Consider the following 24,852-nt stretch of genomic DNA (forward strand, 5'->3'; position numbering starts at 1 on the left):
TATGAAATCACATGCTGAGGCTGCAGCGGAATTTATTAAAGATGGTGAAAGAACCGACTGGCATGATGAAACCTTGTGGTTTGTACGTGCCAAGCGTGATTTAGCCGCCCATGGTCTACCAGAATGGGAGCAGTTAAGGGATTGGGCCTCTGAAATTAAGAATCATACACTTTCTAATATAAGTCAGTATTTAACCGCATTTGAAAAAAATGCCAATGCTAACGGGATTACCGTTCATTGGGCAGCAGATGCGGAAGAGCACAACAGAATTATACACAAACTGATCAAAGACAATGGCATCGAGAAGATTGTGAAAAGTAAAAGTATGCTTACCGAGGAATGCCACCTCAATGAGTATTTAAACCACCATGGCATTGCAACGATTGATACGGATCTTGGCGAACGGATTGTTCAACTGAGACAAGAACCACCAAGTCACATTGTATTGCCTGCCATTCACTTAAAGAAGCAGGACGTAAGTGATACTTTCCACGAGTTTTTACATACTGAAAAGGGCAATAACGATCCTCAATACTTAACGGAAGCTGCAAGGATACATTTGCGTGATCACTTTGTGGCTTCTGAGCTGGCCATTACCGGTGTAAACTTTGCCATTGCAGAGACTGGTGGTTTTGTGGTATGCACTAATGAGGGTAATGCAGATATGGGTGCGCACACCGCAAAAATTCATGTGGCCTGTATGGGATTTGAAAAACTGATCCCTAAGGCAGAACATCTGGGCGTATTTTTGAGGTTGCTAACGCGAAGCGCTACAGGCCAACCTATCACTACTTATTCCAGTCATTTTCATCGTCCCCGTCCAGGTCAGCAGATGCATATTGTAATTGTTGATAATGGAAGGACCAGGCAACTTGGACGACCTGATTTCAGAAATTCTTTGAAATGTATTCGCTGTGCGGCTTGTTTCAATACTTGTCCTGTGTACAGAAGAAGCGGTGGCCATAGTTACCATACCGCTGTTGCTGGTCCCATAGGTTCCATCCTTAACCCTAATTTAGACATGAAGGCAAATGCAGATTTACCTTTTGCATCCACGCTTTGTGGTTCCTGCTCTAATGTTTGTCCGGTTAAGATTGACATTCACGAGCAGTTGTGGAAATGGCGTCAGGTGATTGTTGCAGAGGGTTATGTTGGCGCGGGAAAAAAATTGAGCATGCAGGGAATGGGTTTCCTTTTCTCTCATCCAAACCTTTACCGTTTTGCCGGAAAGATGGGGCGCTTTTTTATGCGGATTGCCCCTTTTATGGTCAATAACAGACTAAATCCATGGTACAAACAGCGTGAAATGCCTGCTCCTCCAAAAGAGAGTTTTGGCGAATGGTACATTAAGAATAGAAAAAAATGAGTTCAAGAGAGAACATATTAAAAGCTGCACTGGAAAACCAACCTGCATTTGTAGCCCTGCCACAAATTAACCTGGAAAGCGTAATTAACTACGAAAACCTGGCAGCACAGTTTGACCTGATATTAACCCGCATAGGTGGAACTGTTGAACATTTTGAGGATGAGGCCTCCTTGCTGGCAAGGATGGCTTCACATAGCCCTGAAGAGTTTGTGATCAATACCATTACTGCTGATGCCGAGGGGCTGGCCAACATCAATAAAATGAACTCTGTACAGTTGGAAGCAGTTGATGTTGCTTATGTAAGAGGGGCTTTGGGTGTTGCTGAAAATGGGGCGGTTTGGATGGATGAAAATGCCATGGTGAACCGTTTGCTGCCTTTTATTTGTCAGCACCTGGTAGTGGTGCTTAAAGTCAATGAAATAGTGCCTACCATGCACCATGCTTACCAAAAGATTGAAGTCAACAAAACCGGATTCGGGTCTTTTATTGCTGGTCCCTCCAAAACAGCTGATATTGAACAGAGCCTTGTTATCGGGGCTCATGGGCCAAGAAGTCTGACCTTATTGCTACAATTCTAATTTAACAATGATCTAGTTGTCTTGTAATTTTGCTAAATTAGCAAGAAATATAAGCCATGAAACCTCAGTTACTTAAAATTTCCAGGAGTCCGGCGCAATCGTTCAGTGTACGACACGATTTGAAACCCAGCATGAACAATAAGTTTCATTACCACCCTGAAGTGGAGCTGATTCATTTTGTACAGGGGAGGGGAACGCAGTTTATTGGCGATAGCATTACAGAGTTTGGTCCGGGAGATCTTGTACTGGTTGGGGGCAACTTACCGCATTATTGGCGTTTTGATCAGGATGGGGGTACCATTACTGCTACTGATGTTAAAGTAGCACATTTTTCAGAAGGCTTTCCTGGTGAATATTTTTTAAATCTTCCGGAGAACAAGCCGCTTAAAGATATCCTGGAAAAATCCAGGCGCGGCATCAAGGTACTGGGAAGTAATAAACAACGGATCATTGAAATTTTGGGTTTAATGCTGGAATCTGAAGGTGCTGACCGATTGATTTATCTGATCCAGGCTTTGCTAGAGATCGCTAAAAGCGACCGTCTGCAATTGTTATCTTCTGTGGGTTTTGTGCTGGAAAGGGAAGAAGGGGGCAACAACAGGATCAAAGACGTTTATGAATATTCTTTCGCTAACTTCAGAAACAACATTCACCTGGATGATATTGCTGGTATAGCTGGGATCAGTACAAGTTCTTTTTGCCGTTATTTTAAATCTGTAACGCATAAAACATATTCACAATTCCTTGCTGAAATCAAAGTTGGTCATGCCTGTAAATTACTTATAGATAACAGGTTAAATATGAAGCAGGTTTGTTCTGAAAGCGGCTTCAATAACCTGGCTAGTTTTCATAAAAGCTTCAAGAACATTACCGGAAAAAGCCCTTTAGCTTATCAAAAGGAGTTTACCCTCTAAGAATGAACCGAAAAAAATTTATCTCTTCCGTTATAACTGCTGGCGCTGCTTTGTCTGCTTCAAATGGTTGGGCAGCATCAACATCAAAAGAGCCGAATGTAGCTAGGTTAATGCAGAAAATCCCTCCGTATTTGAAGTCTGGTGATGCAATTGGAATTACAAGTCCTGCTGGATATATTGGTTTACATGATATTCAGCCTGCTGTGCAACTGATGGAAAGCTGGGGTTATAAAGTGATTATAGGTGCTGCTGTTGGCAAAAGAGATTTTACTTACGGCGGGCGCGATGAGGAAAGAATGGCCGATTTTCAGCTGATGCTGGATGACCCGGAAATAAAAGCAATCATGTGTGCCAGGGGAGGTTACGGTCTGGTAAGGACCATTGATGGCCTTAATTTTAAAACTTTTGTAAAGCATCCCAAATGGATTATAGGATTTAGTGATGTAACGGTTTTACATTGCCACATTAACCGGAACTTTGGAATTGCCAGCCTGCACAGTAAAATGTGTAATAGTTTTCCGGGCGACTGGACCAAAGCTGATCCTGTACAAATAGCTACAATTTTATCTATAAGACAAGCACTGGCAGGTGAAGACTTCAAATATACTGCACCAGCAAATGCGTTGAACAGATTAGGCAGGGCAGAGGCCCCGCTGATTGGCGGTAATTTAAGCATTATAGAAACGCTTGCAGGAACTGTATCTGATTTGGATACCAAGAATAAAATTCTGTTTATTGAAGATACCGGTGAATACCTTTACAGCATAGACCGCATGTTGTGGAACTTAAAACGTACAGGAAAACTCTCCAAACTGGCCGGATTGATTATTGGCGGCTTTAAAGTAAAACAAGATGATCCAAATGAAGAGTTTGGTAAGTCGGTAGCTGAGATTATATTGGAAAAGGTAAAAGAATATGATTATCCTGTTTGCTTCGATTTTCCGGTAGGGCATCAAAGGAACAACATCGCCATAAAATGCGGTGTACGGCACATTCTTATGGTAGAAAATACAGGCAGCACACTTAGATCTCTTTAAATTATTCCGCGCTTTACCTGACGCAAATGCACCGCTATTTTGTCTTAAACAGCACCTGTAAATGTGCCTTTTATTGATCATTTTTGGGTTGTAAATAAAAAATCATTTTAGATATAAATACAGAAACTATGAAAACAAGAAACCCAATTGGATGGACAGAAATTTACGTGGAAGATTTGCCAAGGGCACAGAAATTCTACGAAACCGTATTGGAGCTTAAAATGGAAGCTGCGCCAATGCCGGAAGGAATGGATGCTGAAGAAGGTAGTGCTGAATATTTTGAAATGGTGTTTTTTCCAGGTGAGATGGATGCGCCTGGTATTAGTGGGGCAATCGTAAAATCACCTATGTTTAAGCCCGGCGCTGGAGGTACGTTAAATTATTTCTCATGTGAGGATTGTGCTGTTGAAATTTCAAGAGTTGCAGCTGCAGGAGGCCAGGTGATTTCTGAGAAGATGTCTATTGGACAATATGGGTTTTGTGGAATATGTATGGACACTGAAGGCAATCAGATTGGCTTTCATTCTATGATGTAATAAAAAATGCGCTGCCTGTTTGGAATCATACCACAACAGACAACGCATTTTTGTGAAAAAACAAATTATTCTATTCTCTTCAAGACAAAATCCGTTGGCAAATCCACAATCAAGGGCACCTTTTCAACGGTTACAAAACTCAAATCTAGCCCAAAGCCTTTTTCTTCTGGTACACTGAAATTTTTAAGGATCCGGTAATAAATCATCGTAATGCGCTCTACAAAATCCAGGCTGTTAGAGGTAGATAACACTTTTTCTACGACAACAAACCTGAAATCACCAGCAATTTTATGTTCATGTAAAGATTCATATCTGCTGGTAATGTCAATTTCATTATTTTTAACCATGTCTTCCACTACTTTACGGAACAATACGTTGATGCGCTGCTCTACCCTAAACCCAAGTTTAAAATCTACTCTAATCAGTTTGCCCGGTACTAATGGAACAACTTTGTATTCCATGGTATGTGGCTCATCGGTTACATCAACATGCAACAGCCAATATACGTCGGCCCTTTTAGGTAGTTTCTGAATCATGGAATACATGATGGACGACTCAATTTCGGAATTGAAATTGGCACTTGTAAGGTACACCAATTGAGAGGCATACTTAGGAATTGTACTATCCTCACTTATTTTTGAAATGATAGGATAGTATTTTTCAATGTCTACAAATTTCATATAGCGGTTACGGATTCTTCGTCCGTTGAACCATGCCCACATGATAGAAAAGAGTGAGGTTCCTAACAGTACCGTAAACCAGCCTCCATGAAGAATTTTAGCAGCGTTGCCTAATAAAAAGGTAAGTTCAATGACGCCATATATAGTTAAAAAGATAATGATCAGGTACATTGGAACCCTTTTTCTCATTAAGAAAATGGAAACCAAAATGGTGGTCATTAGCATGGCTATAGTGATGGAAAGACCATAGGCGGCCTCCATATTGGTAGATTTTTCGAAAATTAATACCACGATGATACAGCCTATGCATAACACCCAGTTCATGGAAGGTACATATAACTGACCTTTTTGATTACTTGGGTAATTGATTTTTACTTTAGGCCATAAATTTAAGCGTACTGCTTCAGCAATTAAGGTAAATGAGCCCGAAATCAGCGCCTGGCTGGCAATTGTTGCAGCTACTGTTGCAATGGAGATTCCCCAGATCAGGAACCAGTCTGGCATTAAATGATAGAAGGGGTTAACGTCTCCCAGGCTTTGGCCTTGCATTTTCCAAAGCCATACACCTTGACCCATATAATTTAACACCAGGCATATCTTAACATAGATCCAGCTGATGCGGATATTTGCGCGACCGCAATGCCCTAAGTCAGAATACAGCGCTTCTGCTCCCGTAGTACATAAAAATACTGCACCTATAATTAAAAATGCCTCCGGATTTGTGGTAAGTATATGGTAGGCATAATAAGGATTAACAGCCTTTAAAATCTCAGGAAACTGAAGTACATAAACCAATCCCAATACGGCAATCATAGTAAACCAGAGCCACATAATGGGGCCAAAAGCTTTACCCACGAGCGAGGTTCCAAATTGCTGTACAATAAATAGGACTGATATAATGGCAATGACTATAGGTACGGTTGGTAAATCTTTATAAATGATACCCAGACCTTCAATAGCAGAAGATACGGTAACAGCAGGGGTCATGATGCCATCTGCCAGTAATGCAGCACCACCAATCATTGCGGGGATGATGAGCCATTTTGCTTTACGTTTTACCAGAGAATATAAAGAAAAAATTCCACCCTCACCCTTATTATCTGCCTGCAAAGTAATAATAACGTATTTAATGGTTGTTTGCAAGGTGAGCGTCCAGAAAATGCAGGACAACCCTCCAAGAATGAGGTCGGCGGTGATCAAACGTTCGCCAATGATGGCTTTAAATACGTAAAGTGGAGAGGTACCTATGTCGCCGTAAATAATTCCCAGGCTAATTAATAAACCGGCGGCGGACAGTTTATTGACATCTTTATGATTTGACATATCGTCTCTTATTTTTGAAGTGGGGCAAAGGTATAAAATAGTAAAATGATAATAGGCTGATTTTCTTTTAAATATTTCAATAATTGCTATACATGAATAGAATAACATAGAGGCACGGTATATTCATGTTTTTATGCTATTTTTGATATAATGAAAGTCAGAAAGAATTCTCATAAGGTCTTTTACCGCAAGTACTCATCCAATATCAAGTATGTAATGATGCTGCTTACCGTGGTTACCATTACGTTATTTTTACCCAAGCAGCCCCGGTTCCGTTACGAATTTGAGAAAGGTAAAGTTTGGCAGAATAAAGATTTGATTTCACCGTTTAGCTTTGCGATTTTAAAAACCAATCCACAGTTAACTATAGACAAGAATGATGCATTAGAAAACATATTGCCTATCTATAAATACGACAGCGAAGTTTTTGAGGCTGTTTCTGAGGCCTATTCAAACGAGTTTGACATCAAATGGAAAGGCGCGGCTTTTCCTGAACCAGAAAAAGATGTTTATAAAGCAAGCTCTTTAAGCTTAATGAAGGGCATTTATGAGAAAGGCATTCTGGCTATTGACAGCAAACACCTTAAAGGGAAAAAATATTGTGACCTTTCCTTATTAAATAACAACATCACTAAAACCATCAATAGCCAGGATTTATATACTGTTCAATCGGCATTAGATTACTTTAGTAAGAACTTTGGCCCGGTAGACCCAAAGGTTAAAGATGTGGTAACCAATTTAGTGATGGATTATTTACAGCCTAATGTGGTTTTTGATGAAAAACTAACTGGCATCGTACAAACCAGTACCATCAATAGCCTTTCTACCACACATGGTATGGTTCAAAAAGGAGATCTTATCATTGCAAAAGGAAGTGTGATTGATGATGATGCTTATCAAAAGCTGGAGTCTTTCAAAGAAACTTACGAAGCACAGATTAAAACTATCGGCAGCAGTCAGCTGGTTTACCTGGGGCAAATCTTATTGGTAGGCTTTGTGGTCAGTTTACAAATGGTGTTCCTGTACATGTTTAGGAAGGATATTTTTGCGGATAACAGGCAGCTATCTTTGTTGCTGCTTGTCATCACCACCATGTTGTTTGCCTTAACCTGGTCTATTAAATTGCAGTTACCTAGTTTATACTATATACCATTTTGTATTGTACCAATTATTATCAGAATCCTGTTCGATACCAGGCTGGCACTTTATCTCCATTTATTGGTCATCTTAATTGCTGGATTTTTTGTGCCCAACAGTTTTGAGTTTGTATTTTATCAAACTACAGCTGGAATGGTGGCCATTTACAGTATTCGTAACTTAATTAAACGAGAACAACTTTTACTATCTGCCTTATTTATCTTAACGGCTTATTTTATTTGCTTTGTAGGTATCGCCTTACTTCGGGAAGGCTCGTTTGAAGAAATTGAATGGGTTAACTTTGTGCCTTTTGTAATTAGTGTGTTGTTGTCACTCCTCGCTTACCCATTAATTTATGGCTTTGAGCGGGTATTTGGTATTACATCTGATGTGGCGTTGATAGAGTTAACTAATACGAATAATAAGTTGCTTAGGGAGCTTGGTTTTAAGGCGCCTGGTACTTTCCAGCATTCCTTACAGGTAGCTAATTTAGCAGAAGCTGCTATATTTAAAATTGGTGGTAATTCTTTATTGGTTAGGGCAGGGGCTTTGTACCACGATATTGGTAAAATAGAAAATCCGCAGTATTTTATTGAGAACCAAAATACCGGCAAAAGCCCGCACGATAAATTGCCATATGAGCAAAGTGCGCAGATCATCATTAAGCACGTGCTTAAGGGCATTGAGATTGCGCGTAAGCATCAGTTGCCCGAAACTATTATAGACTTTATCAAAACGCACCATGGAAACACCAGGGTAGATTATTTCTATCAGTCGTTTTTAAAGAATTCCCCAGAGAAATTTGTAGATGAAAATATATTCCGGTATCCCGGACCAATTCCTTTTTCTAAAGAAACCGGGGTGTTAATGCTGGCAGATTCGGTTGAAGCGGCCTCAAGAAGTCTTAAAAATCCGGATGCACAGAGCATAAATGACCTGGTGGAACGCATCATTAATTATAAACTGGAGCAAGACCAGTTAGATAATTGCGATTTAACGTTAAAAGATTTAGAAACTATAAAGTTGATATTCAAGACTATGCTTATGAGTATCTATCATGTGCGTATAGATTACTTACAAAACGTGTAATTTTTTTTTGAAAACCTATTTGAATTACTATATTTGCAGCCTCGAAAGGGACATTTCGAGCGAATAACGGAAGGATGCCTGAGTGGCCGAAAGGAACAGTTTGCTAAACTGTCGTACTGGCAACGGTACCGAGGGTTCGAATCCCTCTTCTTCCGCTGAAATTAAATGGTGTAAAAGCAATGTATTGTTAATTTAAATGCGTTACTTTGCAGCCCCTCGAAAAGGGGAAAAGAAGATACCAGTTCGGGGTGTAGCGTAGCCCGGTATCGCGCCTGCTTTGGGAGCAGGAGGTCGTAGGTTCGAATCCTGCCACCCCGACAAAACTATCTGGAAAGGTAGTTTAATATTGACCAGTAAAAAAGAAGATACCAGTTCGGGGTGTAGCGTAGCCCGGTATCGCGCCTGCTTTGGGAGCAGGAGGTCGTAGGTTCGAATCCTGCCACCCCGACGAACAGAATTTACCCTTCTGTTAAAAAGGCCTTAAATCTATGATTTGAGGCCTTTTTGCTTAAATCCTATATCCTCTGATATGACATAATTTCAAGTATTGAGGGACCCTACGAGGGACCCTATCGAGGTTTTTCGATTTTAGGGTCCCTCGAAATCATTTCCATGTCTCGATCATCATCCACTGATTGGCTTATCCATTAACTACAGCAACATATTGCTGCTACAAATTGTTGAAGAAAAGCGTCGAAACTATAAGCTTTTGAGGTTTAAGATGCATTCACAACGCCTGTGCGTCCAGATTAAGGTTGATTAAGGGGTTTTTCGAACCATGCACTAGAAGTTTGGCAAAACCCCTTCGTGGCCGAACTCGTTGGTCCGGCTCATCATTTTATTCTTTGAGCGCTGCGGTTTTTTTACTCAGCTCCAGGATCAGTTCTTCAGAAATCCATAGCCAGAATTACTAGAGCATTGAAAAACGCTCGCCGATCCGGTATTGTGTCTTTGCTCTGCTACACCTGAAGTTTTGCTGTTGGTACCTCAGAACCTTCCATGTCTCGATCGTCAAATCAAATGTGTTCGTAGATTCGCATGAATTGCGGATCATTTTCTCGTTCTGATTTTTTAGTTAGTCTACGAACATGATTTTACAGCCCAACGACGTTGGTATCGATCATCGATTATTTAATTTTTAAAATTAATAGACAGACCTGTCTGTTTATATAATTTTTATTACTACTTTTGCATAAGTAAATTTTGATTTTATGTCATCACCAAAGAAAAGGATTCTAGAGACAGCCTCTGTTCTCTTTGCAAGTCAGGGTTATAACTCCACAGGAATTAATCAAATAATTGCTGAGGCCAATGTCGCCAAGGCAAGTTTTTATCAGCATTTTAAATCAAAGGAGGATTTGTGTGTAGCCTTCCTGGATGCCAGACATGACTACTGGTTTAATGAATTGTATGATTACAATAAAAAGGCGGAAGGATTGAAATCCAAGGTCGTTTCGTCATTTGATTTTTTGATCCATATGAATGCAAAAGAGAATTTTCGAGGCTGTAGTTTCCTGAATATTTTGTCTGAAATACCTGGTGATAATATTAAGCTATTAAATCCGATCCAACGACACAAGGAAGATTTAAAGGAGTTCTTTAAAACTCTGATTGCAGATGAGGCTATTTCGGATCACGTTTATCTGCTCTTCGAGAGCTGCATTACGGAAAGTAAAATGTTCAGGTCGAATCAACTAATAGAACGTTCAAAGTCAATTATAAATAACCTAATCAATTAAATCATGGAACAAAAATTTCCCTTACCTCCATATACATTGGAGAGCGCGTTACAAAAAATTCAATTTGCAGAAGATGCCTGGAACTCACAGGATCCTGAGAAAATCTCCAAAGCCTATACTGTTGACAGCGAATGGAGAAACAGAGATCAATTCGTAAATGGAAGAGCAGAAATTGTAGAATTTCTTTCCGATAAATGGAAGAAAGAGTTAAACTATAAACTTAAAAAGGAATACTGGGCTCATACCGATAACCGCATCGCTGTAAGGTTCGAATATGAGTTCCAGGATTTAGATGGCAACTGGTTTAGGGCGTATGGTAATGAGAATTGGGAGTTTGATGAAAATGGTTTAATGGCCAAGAGATATGCAAGTATTAATAACTTAGCCATCAGTGAAGACCAGCGGAAATTAAAATAGTTGATGGTTTTAAGAAGAGAGATGAAATTTGTTGGATTCTACATGGTGTGCTAGTTTCAAATTTTATGTTTTCCCTCAAGCCCTAGTTGCGAATTTCATCCCCAGGTCAACCTGCATAAATCATATATAGAATAAGATGCTTTGGTTTTATATAGTCTGTAAAGCTTATACCCCTACGGGTTTGCAGTTGCCACTTAAGGACATCAACATTTTAGCCGATGGCCGATTCGCATTTTTTGTGTAGTTAACGTAAGAACCATCGGGATAGGAGGAAGTTCGCATACGTTCATTTTAAAGTGTTAATTTCTATCATCAACCGATCATCGCATCAAGTCAAATTCCTATAGTGAGTCATAATACCTTCCACTCAATGAAAAAACACAAGCTCCTCAGAAAAGCATCGATCATGTTTTTGCTGTCGATCCAAATTATTTTTCTCTTCTCGATCTTTAGAGAAAATCTTCAGTCTATGGGAATTCTCATTTCGATCGCTATCATCAGTATTCTGATACTTGCGGCGTATACGAGTGGGAAAATTCATCATCACGAACATCAGTATGAGCATATTCTGGTTGTAATATGGATTCCGATAGGGGCAGTTACATCTTTTTATCTTAATCACTATTTGGAAATGGGGCCGGTAATTTCTGCTTCTGCCGTTGGGCTAGTAGCTTCTTTTACTCCGAATTTCAAGAAACTATCGACCTACCTTCAAAAGCTTCCTAGTGCCATATATTGTGGTGCGTTTATCGGCATGTCTAGTACTAGCGTAGCTCCCAACCTGGTTTTTGTCCTTACAGCAAGTTTTTTTACCGCTGTTTTAATTTTAGTTTCGAAAAGTCTATTCTCGGGGGTAGGAGGAAAGCTCGGCACTTTAGCCTTTGCAGGAGTGGTCACTACCTCATTTATCTATTATCTTATTTCAAGATATGCTTAACCTATTAATACTAATCGGCGTGGGGTTTATGGGCGCTATCATTACATTTTATGTTAATGAAGAATTGAATCAAGGGCCTGTGCGTTCATCGGCCATGCTATCCCTTTCTGTGGGTTTGCTTCTCAAATTTTCTAACTTCGGTATCGACCCATACCTAATAAAAAATATTCCACTAGTTTGCATCGGTTCTTCGTTTATAGGAATGGTTTCAAATCGCCTAATCAGAAGCTATTGGCTCATTGGAGTCGCAGGAATTCTATTTTGCATTATATTTCTGAATGCAAGTAAATTCTTTCAGGGGTATGGCGGTGCCCTGGGCGCATCTGCCTGCATATCAATTCTGGCTATCTTGAGTATCCCAGTCGTTAGGAAAAAACACCGGCTAACAAATGGTTTTGCATTTTTACGAAAGTCAGTTTTCCTGAGGGGAAATCGGAAAAACCGCTAAGTCAGATCAACTGCCGCTCCTCACGATTGGGAGGGAGCTTGAAGGCTGTGAGGTAATAAGACCCCATGGAGCAAATACCGGGACGTGGTATTCAATTGAGAGCTGTTGATTTAGCAAAGTTCAGGTGAACAAATCATGATATTGCACCGGAGATGACACCAACCAGGACTTGGTGGTCAAATATCTTCAACTAGTCATTATGATCATGGCAAGTGCCTAATATGAAGGATGGATACCGTCATGACTGGATGTTTGATCATCTGCTCAAAGATAAAAGAGCAATTGATGATTTCGATCGTTTGGTCTACAGTGAAGCTTATCAAAGTAAAGCGGACCTCCGGGCATCCGGCGGCTGGTACCAGGCGTTTGGAAAAGACATCGCAGACATCAAAACTTATCTCAGGCTCAGCATTCCCGTGCTTGGTAATTGGAGGCAGTAGTTTTTGTTCGCCCCGTGAGAAAGCGCTGTACTGATGTTTTATGGTACATGGCTGGGGAGGAAACCTGGCTCTTCCCCACTTTTGGTGGTCGGAAGAGTTGAAGGTAAAATTGCACAGAAAAATCGCCTTTAAATGGGAACTCTTTGAAAGTAGTTGACTGTATTTTGACTAATGTTCTATTTTACCACCAAAAGCGGGGAGGAAACCTCCACTATACTGTCTTTGTGTTAGTAAAATTTAAAATGTGTTCATTCATTTTTGAAATTAATTTATTTCTAAAACTGTAAACCTATGTTAGTAGAAGACAGTCCTCAAGTCTGAGCTAACCAAATTACGCAATTGAATTCGAGCCATGCAGTTAGTTGACGGTTTTATGGCTAGTGATCTGCACAGCGCTCGACAGACGTCGACCTAATGCATGCAGAATTCCCCCTATTTGACTAGTATAGGAGAAATCTGCCTTACAGGTTATTATGGCATTTCATAGGTGCTAAACTGCCGGGAAAGCACCGCCATCGACAGAATAGTTTATCCCTGTAATGTACCTGGCTTCAGAGGACGCCAAAAAAGCGACAAGGCCAGCGATTTCTTCCGGATCTGCCATTCTTCCTATAGGTACGCCAACTTTGTCCATGATTGACTGGAAAACCTGATCAGCTGGGACATTTGATGAATCTGCAATATTCTCAATAAAATCCATCATCAAGGTTGTTTTTACCAGACCAGGTGAGACGACATTTACCCGTATGCCTTGCGGGCCCAACTCATTGGCAAGTGCCTTGCTGTAGGTATTCAAAGCTGACTTAGCAGCAGAATAGGACATGGTCATTTCCCAGAGGGGCAGCTTTGCTGCTCCGGTAGAGATGTTGATCACCACACCACCTTTCTGGCTGATCATCGTAGGCAGTAAGGCCTTGTTCATGCGTACCACCGACATGAAATTTAGTTGCCAGTCGTTAAGCCAATGTTCATCATCGAGTGAATTGAAACCCCCTCCCGGACTTAAATTCGCCCCAGCATTGTTGACTATGATGTCGATCCTTCCATATGCCGCTAAGATTTCCTGGGCTACTGTTGCTGCGGCATCTGCTGTTGTGAGATCAGCGGCAATGAAATGATGTCCCTTCGGGTTTTCCTCTGGCGCATTTCGGGCAGTGACCACGACCTGTGCTCCTCTGTCATTTAATCTATCTGCGATCGCCTGACCGATGCCTTTTGTACCACCTGTCACCAGGGCTACCTGGCCTTTTAATGTTGTTTCCATGGTTTTAAAATTAATTTCTGTTTGCAAAGAAAAATACAATACTTTACTTTTGAAAGTAGTAACACGAATGTATAGTAATAACATAAAGTAAAGGGAAGCACATTTTCAGCTAGTTATGAAAGGAAAAAAAATGGAAAAATGTGAAGAGCGCTGCGCGCTGCAGGAATTGTTGGATATCATCGGTGGGAAATGGTCCATGTCAATCATCTATGCCTTATTTGGGGGGAAAAGGCGTTTCAGCGAAATAGAGCGCATGATACCTAAGATCAACACCCGGATGCTGGTTAAAGAGCTGAAAAACATGGAAGCCAATGGTATTGTGAACAGAGAGGTATTTGCAACGGTGCCGCCGACGGTAGAATATACGTTGACTGAAAAGGGACAGGACTTAGCGCCCAGCATTCAAGAGTTGCTGAAATGGGGTGTAAAATACGTGGCTTAAAAGCTTAAACGCTGAATTCTTCGAAGATGAGTAATGAATTATCCCTTGAAGTCGTAAAGCAGAACACAAGGACGCACTAAGGCTGAGCCGTTCCAACTGCAACTCATTCCCTTGCTTTCAAAGGCTGAAATCACGCGCTTCGCGACGGTGGTGGTCTCTTGATCTTCGCCACTGGGCGCTCCCCATATCCCTAAATAAAGCTGGCTTGTTTGTTTGGCAGTTCGGAGATCCTGCCTGGTATAAAAACAGAATCCGCTGACCCTGTCCGGCTGGCTGTGCTGAGCGAGGACTTCCGCACAATCAGCGAAACCATCTGATTGGGTATAACCTGTGTCTGCCAGGCAGATGATCCCATCCGCGTTCAATTCGGAAAATACGTCATCTACCGTCTTGCTAGCAGTCTTCCATGCGAGGGGAGACATTTTTTCAAAGTGCAATGCCGGCTCAGGTTCCTGGGGAACTACGCCCGTAAGTTCACTCAGCAATGCCTGAACCTCTTCCATCATGGCATTTTCTGTGATGTGATTGCCATGTCCGTCCCTGACATCCGGATCGGCTCCGGCCTGGATTAAAAATGCTACCGGAGAAAGAAATGGAGAGAATTCTGCCAGCAGGAAAAGGGGAGATCTTCCGTCATTACTTGCTGAGGTGAGCGGGCATCCGGCTTCGAGCAATACTTTCAGCGTTTTCAAAATAGGAGTTTCCTCATCGCAGGCATTACTGCCCATGGCCGCGTAATGTAATGCGTTAAAGCCATTTTTATCGCTCATCCTAACATCCGCTCCCTGGCTAATCCGGTCTTTGACTAAAAGGGAATCGCAGCTACGTGCGGCGTCGAGCAAATTTAGGCTTGGTTTCTCTGAAGCTTTGGACATGGTACTATTTTTAGATGCAACAAACGGTTGGCCGGATGGTTTGAGGAATTGATTAGTCGGCTGTTTGCTGTTAAATTAATCCAGTACTGGCCAGTTCCGGATCAAGGTCACTAGCGCAGTGCTTACGATTTTGATGCCTGTGGAGGTTTCGGCAATACTATCCACCTGATTTCGAAACCCGCTTTCCAGTCATTTCGCTTCATAATGACCAGCTGCTCTATCTATCTATACCTATTACTAGTTAGTTTTAAGTATAAAATAATTTGTTTAAAATTAGTTTGTCATTTTGCTGTCCTGCGGCGATGATCGCCACAGATATTGATTTTGTTAAACCAATGGTTTGCTTAATTTCGTATTCGCGGCGATCATCGCCGCAACAATAAGATTTAATAAACTATGCCTGTCAACTCCGAACGCAGAAAAGAATTAATTCAACTCATACCCGATAGCATGATTGTGAGCAGGTCATGGTTGATCGAGAAAGGGATGACTGCTATTAATTGATGAGGAAGATTGCTTTGCTTTGAAAGGTGGAACGGCAATCAATCTTTTTTACCGGCCATTACTCAGGCTTTCTGTAGATATCGATCTGTTGTACATTCCTATGGATGACCGTCCTACTGCAATTAAAAATATCAAGGCAGCTTTAGGAAGAACAGTGCACTCCAATTAGTAGCCAAAATTTTAGGCTAATTTCTTCAAACTGCGTTTGATTTTTTTGTGAAGCGTCCAGATAATTTTCCGATAAAAACGGTATATTTATGTAAACAAAGTTCATTGATTTTCGAGAAAAAATCGGGGTGTTCCCCCTACAATTTTTAATCAAAAATGTGGGGTACCTTTTGAGGTACCTCAGGTTAAAAATTTTTAATAACAATATTACTATCAAATAGATATAAAGATGGCGGTTAATCCTGCCACCCCGACACAATATTAAAAGTCCTTAAATCTATGATTTGAGGACTTTTTTATTTAAATGGAATAGTTGTCCTTTTGTTATTCAGCAAAGATCATATTGAGTATTAATAGATATTTGCAAATCTTATTTCAGGCAAAATTTTAACACTTTCATAATTGATCATTTTGCAAATTTTCTGGTGATTGCAATCTGCTGGGTGTTAAGTTTTAATTTATTTCCAACATGGGGAAACTGATGGGGTTTTGACTAAATAATGGCCTGTAATGCCGGGCATGAGGGATGCAGAAAGTATATTGGAGTGATGGAATGTATATTGATATGCCTGTTTGTCTGCATAGGGAAATACGAGGCGATCGGATTATTGATAACCGGTAAAAGAATCGCTCGTCAAGGGAACCGACTGTTATAAGTTGATACTACTTCGATTGTTGTAAAGCGAGGTCTAAATAATTTCACTTTATTGATGACGTTTTGTAGCTTTACAATAAATAACCAAGTATGAAGGGTAAAGCTTTGCCAAGTATCAGCACTCGCATCTAAAATTACGTATGCAGGAGTATAGTCAACTTTCCGATACAGAATTAACTGTTTTTTTAAAAGGTGGTGATAAGAACGCCTATGCTGAAATTTATGACCGGTATTGGGCAGTTTTATATAGATATTCCCGTAGGCTGCTGCAAAGTGAAAAGGAAGCCGAAGATGTGGTGCAGGATATTTTTGTCATGCTTTGGTCTAAGTCGGACGACCTCGAATTAAAAGTTTCCTTATCTGCTTTTTTATATGCATCAGTAAGAAACCGCATCCTTAAACATTTTGAAAAAAGTAAGGTTCGCAAAAACTACATCAATTCCCTCGGTAATTTTATGGATAACGGTACCTGTATAACAGATCACCTTGCAAGGGAGCGGGAACTTGCAGCGAGGATTGAATATGAAGTGTCAATGCTTCCAGAAAAAATGCGTGAGGTATTTAAATATACACAGAAAGGCAACTTGTCTTATAAAGAAATTGCTGAAGAACTGGGTATTTCTGAGAATACTGTTCGTAAACAGCGAAATAATGCGGTCAATTTGTTAAAGGTTAAATTCGGCGACTTGCTTAGTATCGCTCTTACCTTTCTGTAATCCCGGCTCTGGAGAAAAAATATTTTTATTTTCATCTGCTACTTTTATCTGAGCTGCCGTTCTTATCCATATCCTTACGTAAAGCAAGAAGACTATGGGTAAAAGAAAGGCAGGAATACTGCTAACCAAATATAATAAAGGAAGAGCATCCACTGAAGAAAAGGCAGTAGTAGAATCCTGGTTTTTAGACGAAACCAAGGAAAGGGCAGATTTACTGGGCACACCAGACTATATGCTACTGAAAGTAAAACTTTGGGCAGCTATTGAGCGAAGTAACGAGATTAGACCGGCAAAATTGTGGCCACGTATTGTAGCTGCCGCCTCTATTGTTTTAGTGTTTGCCGCTGGGTTCTATTTTGCAACAGTCGGAACAAAAAGTCAAATACAGACAAACAAGCAATATGTTGTTAATGATCTGAACCCGGGCAGTAGAAAAGCCATACTTACTCTCGGGAATGGTAAGAAAATAAATCTCAACGATGCAGCAAGAGGAGCGTTAGCCACAGAATCGGGTATAACAGTGGTTAAAAATGCTAATGGTGAACTTATTTACCGTGCAGCGCAAGAACCTGAAAAAAGCGTACCAATTTATAATATGATAACCACGCCAAGAGGTGGAGAACATAAAGTCGTATTACCAGATCAAAGTATTGTGTGGTTGAATGCCGGATCATCGCTAAAATTCCCTGTTTCTTTTGTAAATACAGGGCTGAGGCATGTTGAGCTTCATGGTGAGGCTTATTTTGAGATAAAAAGAGATATTCATAAGCCGTTCATCGTTTCTACGGGTAAGGAGCAGATAGAGGTTTTAGGGACACATTTTAATGTCCATGCCTATGGCGATGAGGCTTTTAGCAAGACCACATTGTTGGAGGGGTCCATCAAGTTTACCGCAAACCGCTATTCCAGGATTATGAAGCCTGGTCAAATGGCGACCAATGACTACAAGAACTTAAACATAAGCCTGGAGCATGTTGATGTAGAGGACGTGATGGCCTGGAAAAATGGCTACTTCATTTTTAATAATGAGGACATTAAAGAGATTATGAAAAAGCTTTCCCGTTGGTATGATTTTGTGCCTGTATACGAAGGAAATCTCGAAGGGCTAACTTTTCAAGGGAATTACTTGCGCTCCAGGAGCCTGGCCAATCTATTGAAGACGATTGAATTAACGAATAAAGTTCATTTTAAAATAGAGGAAAGGAGGGTAACCGTTACAGCAATAACTAAATAAATACCGGTTATCAAAAGAACCAGGAGTGTTTTGAGCCACCCCTGGTTACTCAGTATAACTACTGATAGAGGATAACAAATAAATGATTGACAAACCAAATATAAATCCTTACCAAATGTATAAAAATTTTACTGCACTAATATGCGGAAAGCGATTTTGCTTTTCCTCCAGATTTCTCATTGCTATGAAACTTAACGTTGTGCTGATAATGATTGTTTTTTTGCAGGCGAACGCTGCTTCCTTTGCTCAAAAAGTAAATTTAAAGGTCGAAAATGCCACGATCAAAACTGTTTTTAATAAACTTACCGAACAAACCGGACAAACTTTTATGGCTGATGGCAGCCTGATTAAAAATCTGAAGCCCATTAGTTTAAATGTAACCAGGATGGAGTTGAAGGAGGTCCTGCACCGGTGCTTTGAAGGTCAAAATATCGAGCTTGTTTTTAATGCGACCTATAAAACGGTTGTGATAAGAAAAATAGATGAACCCCAAGTGCCGGCAAATAACATCATTAACGTCACGGGGAAGGTTACGGACGAGCAAAGGCAGGCCATGGCAGGTGTGAACATTACAGTTAAGGGCACTAAAATTACGGCAAAGAGCAATATTAATGGAATCTATAAAATCGTAATTCCGGATCAAAGCAACCCGGTGCTCCAATTTACATTTGTTGGTTACGAGCCCCTGGAAATGCCCGTCGCTGGTAAAAGTGTGCTGAATGTAAGCTTAAAGCTGCAAAATACAGGACTAAATGAGGTGTACGTTATTGGTTATGGAACCACTACCCGAAAAGATCTTACGGGATCTGTTGCTAAGGTAAATATTAAAGATTTAGCTTTGGCGCCTGTAAAATCCTTTGATGATGCACTTGCCGGACGGGTGGCAGGTGTAGAGGTAACCACCAACGATGGTCAGCCTGGTGCACCATCAAACATTGTGATCCGAGGGGCCAATTCCGTTACCCAGGACAATTCCCCGTTGTACGTTATAGATGGCTTTCCGGTAACCAACCCAGACAATAACCTCATCAATAGCGCAGATATCGAATCCATCGATATTTTGAAAGATGCTTCTGCCACTGCAATTTATGGCTCCAGAGGTGCCAATGGGGTTATCATCATCACCACTAAACGTGGTAAAGTAGGCGAGCCGGTTTTAAATTACGATGGATATTACGGCTTGCAAAAAGATGTAAACCGTCCAAAAATGATGGAGCCTTATGATTTTGTGAGGTACCAGATCGCCAACACACCAGCTACAGCCATCAATACTTACCTGACAATCCCTAACCGTACATTAGATAGCTACATTGGTGTAGCAGGTTTAGATTTGCAGGATGAACTGCTAAACACAGCTGGGATGCAAAGTCATAATTTGTCTGTAAGGGGCGGTTCCGATAAAACACAGTACTCGCTGTCTTTTGGATACCTTGATCAGAATGGAATGATGACCAATTCGGGCTTTAGTCGTTATCAAGGCAGGTTAGTACTTGATCAAACCGTAAACGACAGGTTTAAAATCGGCATTAATACCAATTTCAGCAATACGCGGACGTTTGGGAATATTGTAAACGGGGGCGCCAACAGTGCTTCCATAAATTTGCTTTTTCAAGCATTGGGTTACAGGCCTACCTCTGGAGGTGCAAATGACGAGGATTTACTGAATTCTCTATATGACCCTACGATTGATGGAAATTTAAATGGCGATTATCGCATCAATCCGGTGTTATCGGCAAGAAATGAATTGAACAGGCGAACAGGCAATAATTTGATCAGCAATGCCTACCTGCAGTATAAGATTTTACCTTCACTTACCTTAAAAGTAACCGGGGGCATGGACCTTAATTTCTTAAAGGCAGAGGGTTTTTATAATTCCCAAACGTCAACAGGAAACATCAGGTACAATTCTAAAGGGGTAAATGGAAGCGTTACCAACACAACAAACAGCAACTGGCTGAATGAAAATACGTTGACCTACACCAAGGTATTTAATAAAATCCATAACCTGAATGCCGTTGCGGGATTCACAGCGCAGAAGTTTAATACCTCAGCTTATGGATTAGTCGCGTCACAAATTCCAAATGAGTCGCTCGGAATTGACGGTCTGGATGAAGGCGCTACGCAAAGTCTGAATTCTACGAGTTCCAGAAGTACATTGTTGTCTTTTTTGGGGAGGGTAAATTATACTTATAGGTCCCGCTACATATTTACTTTATCCATGAGGAGAGATGGGTCTTCGAAATTTGCCCCTGGCCACAAATGGGGGGCATTTCCTTCCGGCGCCTTTGCCTGGAGATTAAAGCAGGAGTCTTTCCTTAAAAACATACAATCTATTTCTGATGCAAAATTGAGGCTGAGCTATGGTAAAACAGGTAACAACAGGGTAAGTGATTTTCCTTACCTCACCACGGTTAACCTGCCAATAATTTCCTATTACAATTTCAACAATGGAACCCCGGTCGCAGGTGTCAATCTGAATGCAGTGGGCAATGAAGATCTAAAATGGGAGACCACTGCGCAAACGGATATCGGTTTTGACTTAAGCTTGTTTAAGGAGCGTTTATCAATGACAGTTGATGTGTATAGAAAGGTGACCTCAGACTTGCTGCTAAATGCCACACTTCCTTACCACCTTGGTTATGATACCGGCTTTAAAAATATAGGTAAAATGAAGAATGAGGGATTAGAAATTACGCTGAATACAGTAAACGTAAAAAGTACGGATTTTCAATGGAATTCTTCTTTCAACATTAGCTTCAACCGAAATCGTGTGCTGGGGTTAACGGAAAACCAAAAAGTTTTTCCAAGTACCGTAGCCTGGGACGCTTCCTTCGCAAATGCCTTGTATGTAGCGAAAGTTGGTGAGCCCGTTGCCCAGTTTTACGGTGCCATATGGGATGGTGTTTATCAATATGAAGACTTCGATAAATTCCCGGATGGCCGTTACCTGTTAAAAAGTAACCTGACTACAAACGGCAATCCAAGAGCTAACATATTGCCGGGCGATATTAAGTATAAGGATATTAATGGCGATCTGGTTGTGGATGCCAAGGATTTTACCATTATTGGTCGTGCGATGCCAATTCACAGGGGTGGTTTTAGCAATAATTTTGTGTACAAGAAGTTTGGGCTAAATGTATTTTTTCAATGGTCTTATGGTAGTGAAATATTCAATGCAAACAAGCTTATTTTTGAAGGGAACGGCAGAGGGGTTGGTGCGCTAAACCAGTATGCCAGTTATGCCAGTTACTGGACGCCGGAGCAACCAAGTAGTACACTGTTCAGGCCAAATGGACAGGGCCCTACTTATTACTCAACCAGATTACTTGAGGACGGATCTTATCTGAAACTTAAGACCGTGAGTTTGAATTATAATTTTTCAAATGACTGGCTGAGCAAGCTGAAGATAAAAGGGTTAAAAGCATACATAACGGCACAAAACCTGTATACATGGACAGGTTATTCGGGCCGGGACCCAGATGTCTCTACCAGGAACAGCGCGTTAACCCCCGGTTTTGACTGGTCATCTTACCCAACTCCCCGCACAATTGTAATTGGTTTAAATGCAAACTTATAATGATAAATAAAATGAAGAAGTTATCAGTTTTATTTGCTGTAGTATTGTTGCTGGCACAAAGCTCCTGTAAAAAATTTTTAGATACCGAGCCAACAGATTTTTTAACTACCGCATCTTATTATACCACCGAGGATCAGCTTAATAAAGGGCTTATCGGTGTGTATGATTTTTTGGGACGCGCCGAGACTTATGGCGAATATATGGTTTGGGAACTTAATTCTACCACAGACGAATCTCTACAAGCTACACCTACTACCACAACCATACGTTCTTACAATACAGATGCGGGCGATGCCATCGTAACGAGCTTCTGGCGTGCCCTCTATTTTGGTGTTCAGCGTGCCAATGTATTGCTGGCAAGTATAGATAAGCCGGAAATGGATGCGGGTAAGCGGGCTAAAATTAAAGGCGAAGCCTTGTTTTTAAGGGCTTACTATTATTTTTTACTCGTGTCTAACTTTGGAGATGTGCCCTTGGTACTTAGCCCTACAATTTCAACTGAAAACCCCAACATGGCCCGTACGCCGACGCAGGAAATTTATGCGAAGATACTCGATGACATGACTGAAGCAGAAGGACTGCTAAGGCTGCATGAACAGACCATTACCAAGCTTGGATTTAGTGGTCGGGTTAGCGTAACCGCAGTTCAGGGCATCCTTGCCCGGGTATGTTTAACCATGGCAGGATACCCGCTAAGGGACGAAGCCAAATATAATGATGCGCTGGCTTGGGCAAAAAAAGTAGTGGCTTCTGGCGAACATGCCCTAAATCCGGATTACAGGCAGATTTTTATCAATTACGCCCAGGATAAATACGACGTTAAAGAAAGTATTTGGGAGATAGAATTCTCTGGCAACGGCACCGGAATATACAATGAAACCGGGCGTATTGGAAACAATCTTGGTATCAAGACCAATAGCCTGGAGATTGGATATTGTTATGCATCGGCAAATGCAACTTATACGCTTTACAAGTCTTATGCGTCTGATTTAACAAGTCCTCTGCCCATCAAACCATCCCCTGACATAAGAAGGGACTGGAACTGTGCAAATTATAATTATTCAGGCCCCGGAGATACGTACATCGCAAATACGCAAGTATGGGCGTTGAATATTGGTAAGTGGCGGCGCGAGTACGAAATTCTTACACCAAAGAACAAAAATTTCACACCTCAAAATTTCGCGGTGCTGCGGTATTCAGATGTACTTTTAATGCTTGCCGAGGCAGAGTATTACGTAAATGGCGTTACGCCATTGGCGATAGATGCCGTAAACCAGGTTAGGCGCCGGGGGTATGGGAAAACGCTAAACGGGATCAACCTTAAATCCATTACCGTAAACACACAAGGTGCAGGTTACACTACCGCTCCTTTAGTGACAATTTCTGGAGGTGGGGGCAGTGGTGCCACTGCCGTTGCGACCGTAGCCGGGGGTAGGGTCACTTATGTAACGGTAACCAACCCTGGTGCAAATTACACGGGTCTTCCTACGGTAACACTTGGCGGTCCTGGCACCGGGGCTACAGTAACCCCTGCATTGACCACTTTAACGGATGCCGATCTGACTTCAGCGCAAACCGATCCTCCAGGAGCCTTTCTGGCGACAATTTACGGCGAGCGTTCAAGGGAACTGTGTTTTGAAGCTTTACGCCGAAACGATCTCATCCGCTGGAACATATTTATACCTACGATGCGGGCCATGGCGGATGACATCAATAACAATGCACCAGCTGCCTATAAATTTCTTAATTATTCACCTACTATAGTTTCTGATCGTAACCTGCTCATGCCAATTCCTACGCACGACATGAACGTAAATAAACTATTAATACAAAATACGGGATGGTAACTCATAAAAACATCATGAAATTAATAGCGATTTTCCTGCTGGTTCCAGGTCTATTTTTGGCCAGTTGTAAAAAGATGAAGGTGGAGGCACCAGAATTTGAGATTACAACGGAAAAAACAACCTATAAGATCAATGAAAAAGTGAAATTTCTGTTCTCTGGAGAAACAGACCACATCGCTTTTTATTCCGGTGAACCGGGATTTTCATATGATAACAGAAACCGGATGTCGTCAAATGGTAAGCCAACACTGGATTTTACGTCTTTTATCCAGAATACAGGAGAAACAGGGACGCTGCGGTTGCTCTATTCGGTAGATTTTTCCGGAAATTATGATGCCCCGGGCATAAGCCAGGCAACCTGGACGGACATCACCAGCAGGGCGGCTTTGTCTTCCGGTGTGGATAGGTGGCCTTCTGGTGTGGTTGACCTTACTGACATTTCCGCCTTGGGTAAACCCGTTTATTTTGCATTTAAATATGTGGGATACAATCATGCTACATTAAGACAGCCCACCTGGACAATTAGGACATTCAATCTAAACAATATCCTTACAGACGGAAAAACAGTTCCGTTGGCAACGATTGACAATGTGGGTTGGAAATCGGTAGATGTTAAAAACTCTACGGTATCCTGGATAATTCCATTATTAACGGGACTAATCAGTATTAATGGGACGGGCGCAGGAAGCGTGAACGAGGACAACGAAGACTGGGTAGTCTCACGTGCCTTTGACCTTAAAAAAGCCACGCCGGATGTTCCGGTGTCGATCCAGGGCCTAACGAGTGCAGTACTTACAAACTATGAATACGCATTTACCAAACCTGGGAACTATACTGTAACATTTGTGGCTTTTAATAGAAATGCCAGCGCAGAAATTTCCATTGTTAAACAAATTAATATAACCGTAACCCAATGAAGATGAAAATTA

At 41.2% G+C, this 24,852-nt stretch carries 20 protein-coding genes and 3 tRNA genes; 20 read left to right on the forward strand and 3 right to left on the reverse strand.

Annotated elements, in window-relative coordinates; genetic code table 11:
* The first annotated feature begins 1 nt into the window (after window position 1).
* The 5 genes from LPB86_RS11960 to LPB86_RS11980 all read left to right on the forward strand — a co-directional run bounded on the left by LPB86_RS11960 (window position 2) and on the right by LPB86_RS11980 (window position 4,431).
* On the forward strand, window positions 2-1,366 hold the full coding sequence (locus LPB86_RS11960) for a lactate utilization protein B (RefSeq protein WP_230644079.1): 1,365 nt from the start codon (window positions 2-4) through the stop codon (window positions 1,364-1,366).
* Complete coding sequence (locus LPB86_RS11965) at window positions 1,363-1,944, forward strand: LUD domain-containing protein (RefSeq protein ID WP_230644081.1); 582 nt, start codon at window positions 1,363-1,365, stop codon at window positions 1,942-1,944. The genes LPB86_RS11960 and LPB86_RS11965 overlap by 4 nt, the downstream gene beginning before the upstream one ends.
* Before the next feature lie 56 nt (window positions 1,945-2,000).
* Entirely contained in the window at window positions 2,001-2,858 is an 858-nt protein-coding gene (locus LPB86_RS11970; protein ID WP_230644083.1) for an AraC family transcriptional regulator, read from the forward strand.
* 2 nt (window positions 2,859-2,860) lie between these two features.
* Window positions 2,861-3,895: an LD-carboxypeptidase gene (locus LPB86_RS11975; protein ID WP_230644085.1), complete on the forward strand. Its 1,035-nt coding sequence runs from the start codon at window positions 2,861-2,863 to the stop codon at window positions 3,893-3,895.
* Between the two features lie 128 nt (window positions 3,896-4,023).
* Window positions 4,024-4,431 (forward strand): VOC family protein, encoded by a 408-nt coding sequence (locus LPB86_RS11980; RefSeq protein WP_230644087.1) that lies wholly within the window; start codon window positions 4,024-4,026, stop codon window positions 4,429-4,431.
* 65 nt (window positions 4,432-4,496) lie between these two features.
* Here the strand turns inward: LPB86_RS11980 and LPB86_RS11985 are convergent, their stop codons facing one another.
* On the reverse strand, window positions 4,497-6,434 hold the full coding sequence (locus LPB86_RS11985) for a KUP/HAK/KT family potassium transporter (RefSeq protein WP_230644089.1): 1,938 nt from the start codon (window positions 6,432-6,434) through the stop codon (window positions 4,497-4,499).
* A gap of 150 nt (window positions 6,435-6,584) precedes the next feature.
* On the opposite strand from LPB86_RS11985, the gene LPB86_RS11990 reads away from it, so the two are divergent.
* The 8 genes from LPB86_RS11990 (at window position 6,585) to LPB86_RS12025 (ending at window position 12,641) form a co-directional block, all read left to right on the forward strand.
* A complete protein-coding gene (locus tag LPB86_RS11990; RefSeq protein ID WP_230644091.1) occupies window positions 6,585-8,660 on the forward strand; it encodes an HD family phosphohydrolase in 2,076 nt (691 codons plus the stop codon).
* Window positions 8,661-8,728: 68 nt separating this feature from the next.
* A tRNA-Ser gene (locus LPB86_RS11995) sits at window positions 8,729-8,815 on the forward strand.
* An 89-nt stretch (window positions 8,816-8,904) separates the two neighbouring features.
* Window positions 8,905-8,978: transfer RNA gene (locus LPB86_RS12000), tRNA-Pro, on the forward strand.
* 56 nt (window positions 8,979-9,034) lie between these two features.
* Window positions 9,035-9,108 (forward strand) — tRNA-Pro (locus tag LPB86_RS12005).
* Window positions 9,109-9,871: 763 nt separating this feature from the next.
* Window positions 9,872-10,399, forward strand: a complete 528-nt coding sequence (locus LPB86_RS12010; protein ID WP_230644093.1) for a TetR/AcrR family transcriptional regulator — start codon at window positions 9,872-9,874, stop codon at window positions 10,397-10,399.
* Window positions 10,400-10,402: 3 nt separating this feature from the next.
* On the forward strand, window positions 10,403-10,816 hold the full coding sequence (locus LPB86_RS12015) for a nuclear transport factor 2 family protein (protein WP_230644095.1): 414 nt from the start codon (window positions 10,403-10,405) through the stop codon (window positions 10,814-10,816).
* 370 nt (window positions 10,817-11,186) lie between these two features.
* Window positions 11,187-11,753, forward strand: coding sequence for a hypothetical protein (locus LPB86_RS12020; protein WP_230644097.1), 567 nt, complete (start codon window positions 11,187-11,189; stop codon window positions 11,751-11,753).
* Window positions 11,754-12,413: 660 nt separating this feature from the next.
* Complete coding sequence (locus LPB86_RS12025; RefSeq protein ID WP_230644099.1) at window positions 12,414-12,641, forward strand: hypothetical protein; 228 nt, start codon at window positions 12,414-12,416, stop codon at window positions 12,639-12,641.
* A 490-nt stretch (window positions 12,642-13,131) separates the two neighbouring features.
* On the opposite strand, the gene LPB86_RS12030 is transcribed toward LPB86_RS12025, so the two are convergent.
* Window positions 13,132-13,905: an SDR family oxidoreductase gene (locus LPB86_RS12030; protein WP_230644100.1), complete on the reverse strand. Its 774-nt coding sequence runs from the start codon at window positions 13,903-13,905 to the stop codon at window positions 13,132-13,134.
* Window positions 13,906-14,020: 115 nt separating this feature from the next.
* Between LPB86_RS12030 and LPB86_RS12035 the strand changes: the two genes are divergently transcribed.
* A complete protein-coding gene (locus LPB86_RS12035; RefSeq protein ID WP_230644102.1) occupies window positions 14,021-14,347 on the forward strand; it encodes a helix-turn-helix domain-containing protein in 327 nt (108 codons plus the stop codon).
* A gap of 38 nt (window positions 14,348-14,385) precedes the next feature.
* Here LPB86_RS12035 and LPB86_RS12040 read toward each other — a convergent pair whose 3' ends face one another.
* Window positions 14,386-15,222, reverse strand: a complete 837-nt coding sequence (locus LPB86_RS12040; RefSeq protein ID WP_230644104.1) for an ankyrin repeat domain-containing protein — start codon at window positions 15,220-15,222, stop codon at window positions 14,386-14,388.
* Between the two features lie 499 nt (window positions 15,223-15,721).
* Between LPB86_RS12040 and LPB86_RS12045 the strand changes: the two genes are divergently transcribed.
* The 6 genes from LPB86_RS12045 (at window position 15,722) to LPB86_RS12070 (ending at window position 24,840) form a co-directional block, all read left to right on the forward strand.
* Complete coding sequence (locus LPB86_RS12045) at window positions 15,722-15,895, forward strand: nucleotidyl transferase AbiEii/AbiGii toxin family protein (RefSeq protein ID WP_370632817.1); 174 nt, start codon at window positions 15,722-15,724, stop codon at window positions 15,893-15,895.
* Between the two features lie 794 nt (window positions 15,896-16,689).
* The gene (locus LPB86_RS12050; RefSeq protein ID WP_230644107.1) at window positions 16,690-17,265 is read left to right on the forward strand and encodes an RNA polymerase sigma factor; all 576 of its coding nucleotides are present in this window, start codon (window positions 16,690-16,692) and stop codon (window positions 17,263-17,265) included.
* Between the two features lie 94 nt (window positions 17,266-17,359).
* Window positions 17,360-18,499: a FecR family protein gene (locus tag LPB86_RS12055; protein WP_230644109.1), complete on the forward strand. Its 1,140-nt coding sequence runs from the start codon at window positions 17,360-17,362 to the stop codon at window positions 18,497-18,499.
* 184 nt (window positions 18,500-18,683) lie between these two features.
* On the forward strand, window positions 18,684-22,076 hold the full coding sequence (locus LPB86_RS12060; protein ID WP_230644111.1) for a TonB-dependent receptor: 3,393 nt from the start codon (window positions 18,684-18,686) through the stop codon (window positions 22,074-22,076).
* A gap of 11 nt (window positions 22,077-22,087) precedes the next feature.
* Entirely contained in the window at window positions 22,088-23,923 is a 1,836-nt protein-coding gene (locus LPB86_RS12065) for a RagB/SusD family nutrient uptake outer membrane protein (RefSeq protein WP_230644113.1), read from the forward strand.
* A gap of 14 nt (window positions 23,924-23,937) precedes the next feature.
* Window positions 23,938-24,840, forward strand: a complete 903-nt coding sequence (locus LPB86_RS12070; RefSeq protein ID WP_230644115.1) for a DUF5017 domain-containing protein — start codon at window positions 23,938-23,940, stop codon at window positions 24,838-24,840.
* The last annotated feature ends 12 nt before the right edge of the window (window positions 24,841-24,852 follow it).

Source organism: Pedobacter sp. MC2016-14 (genome assembly GCF_020991475.1).
Taxonomy (GTDB): Bacteria; Bacteroidota; Bacteroidia; order Sphingobacteriales; family Sphingobacteriaceae; genus Pedobacter.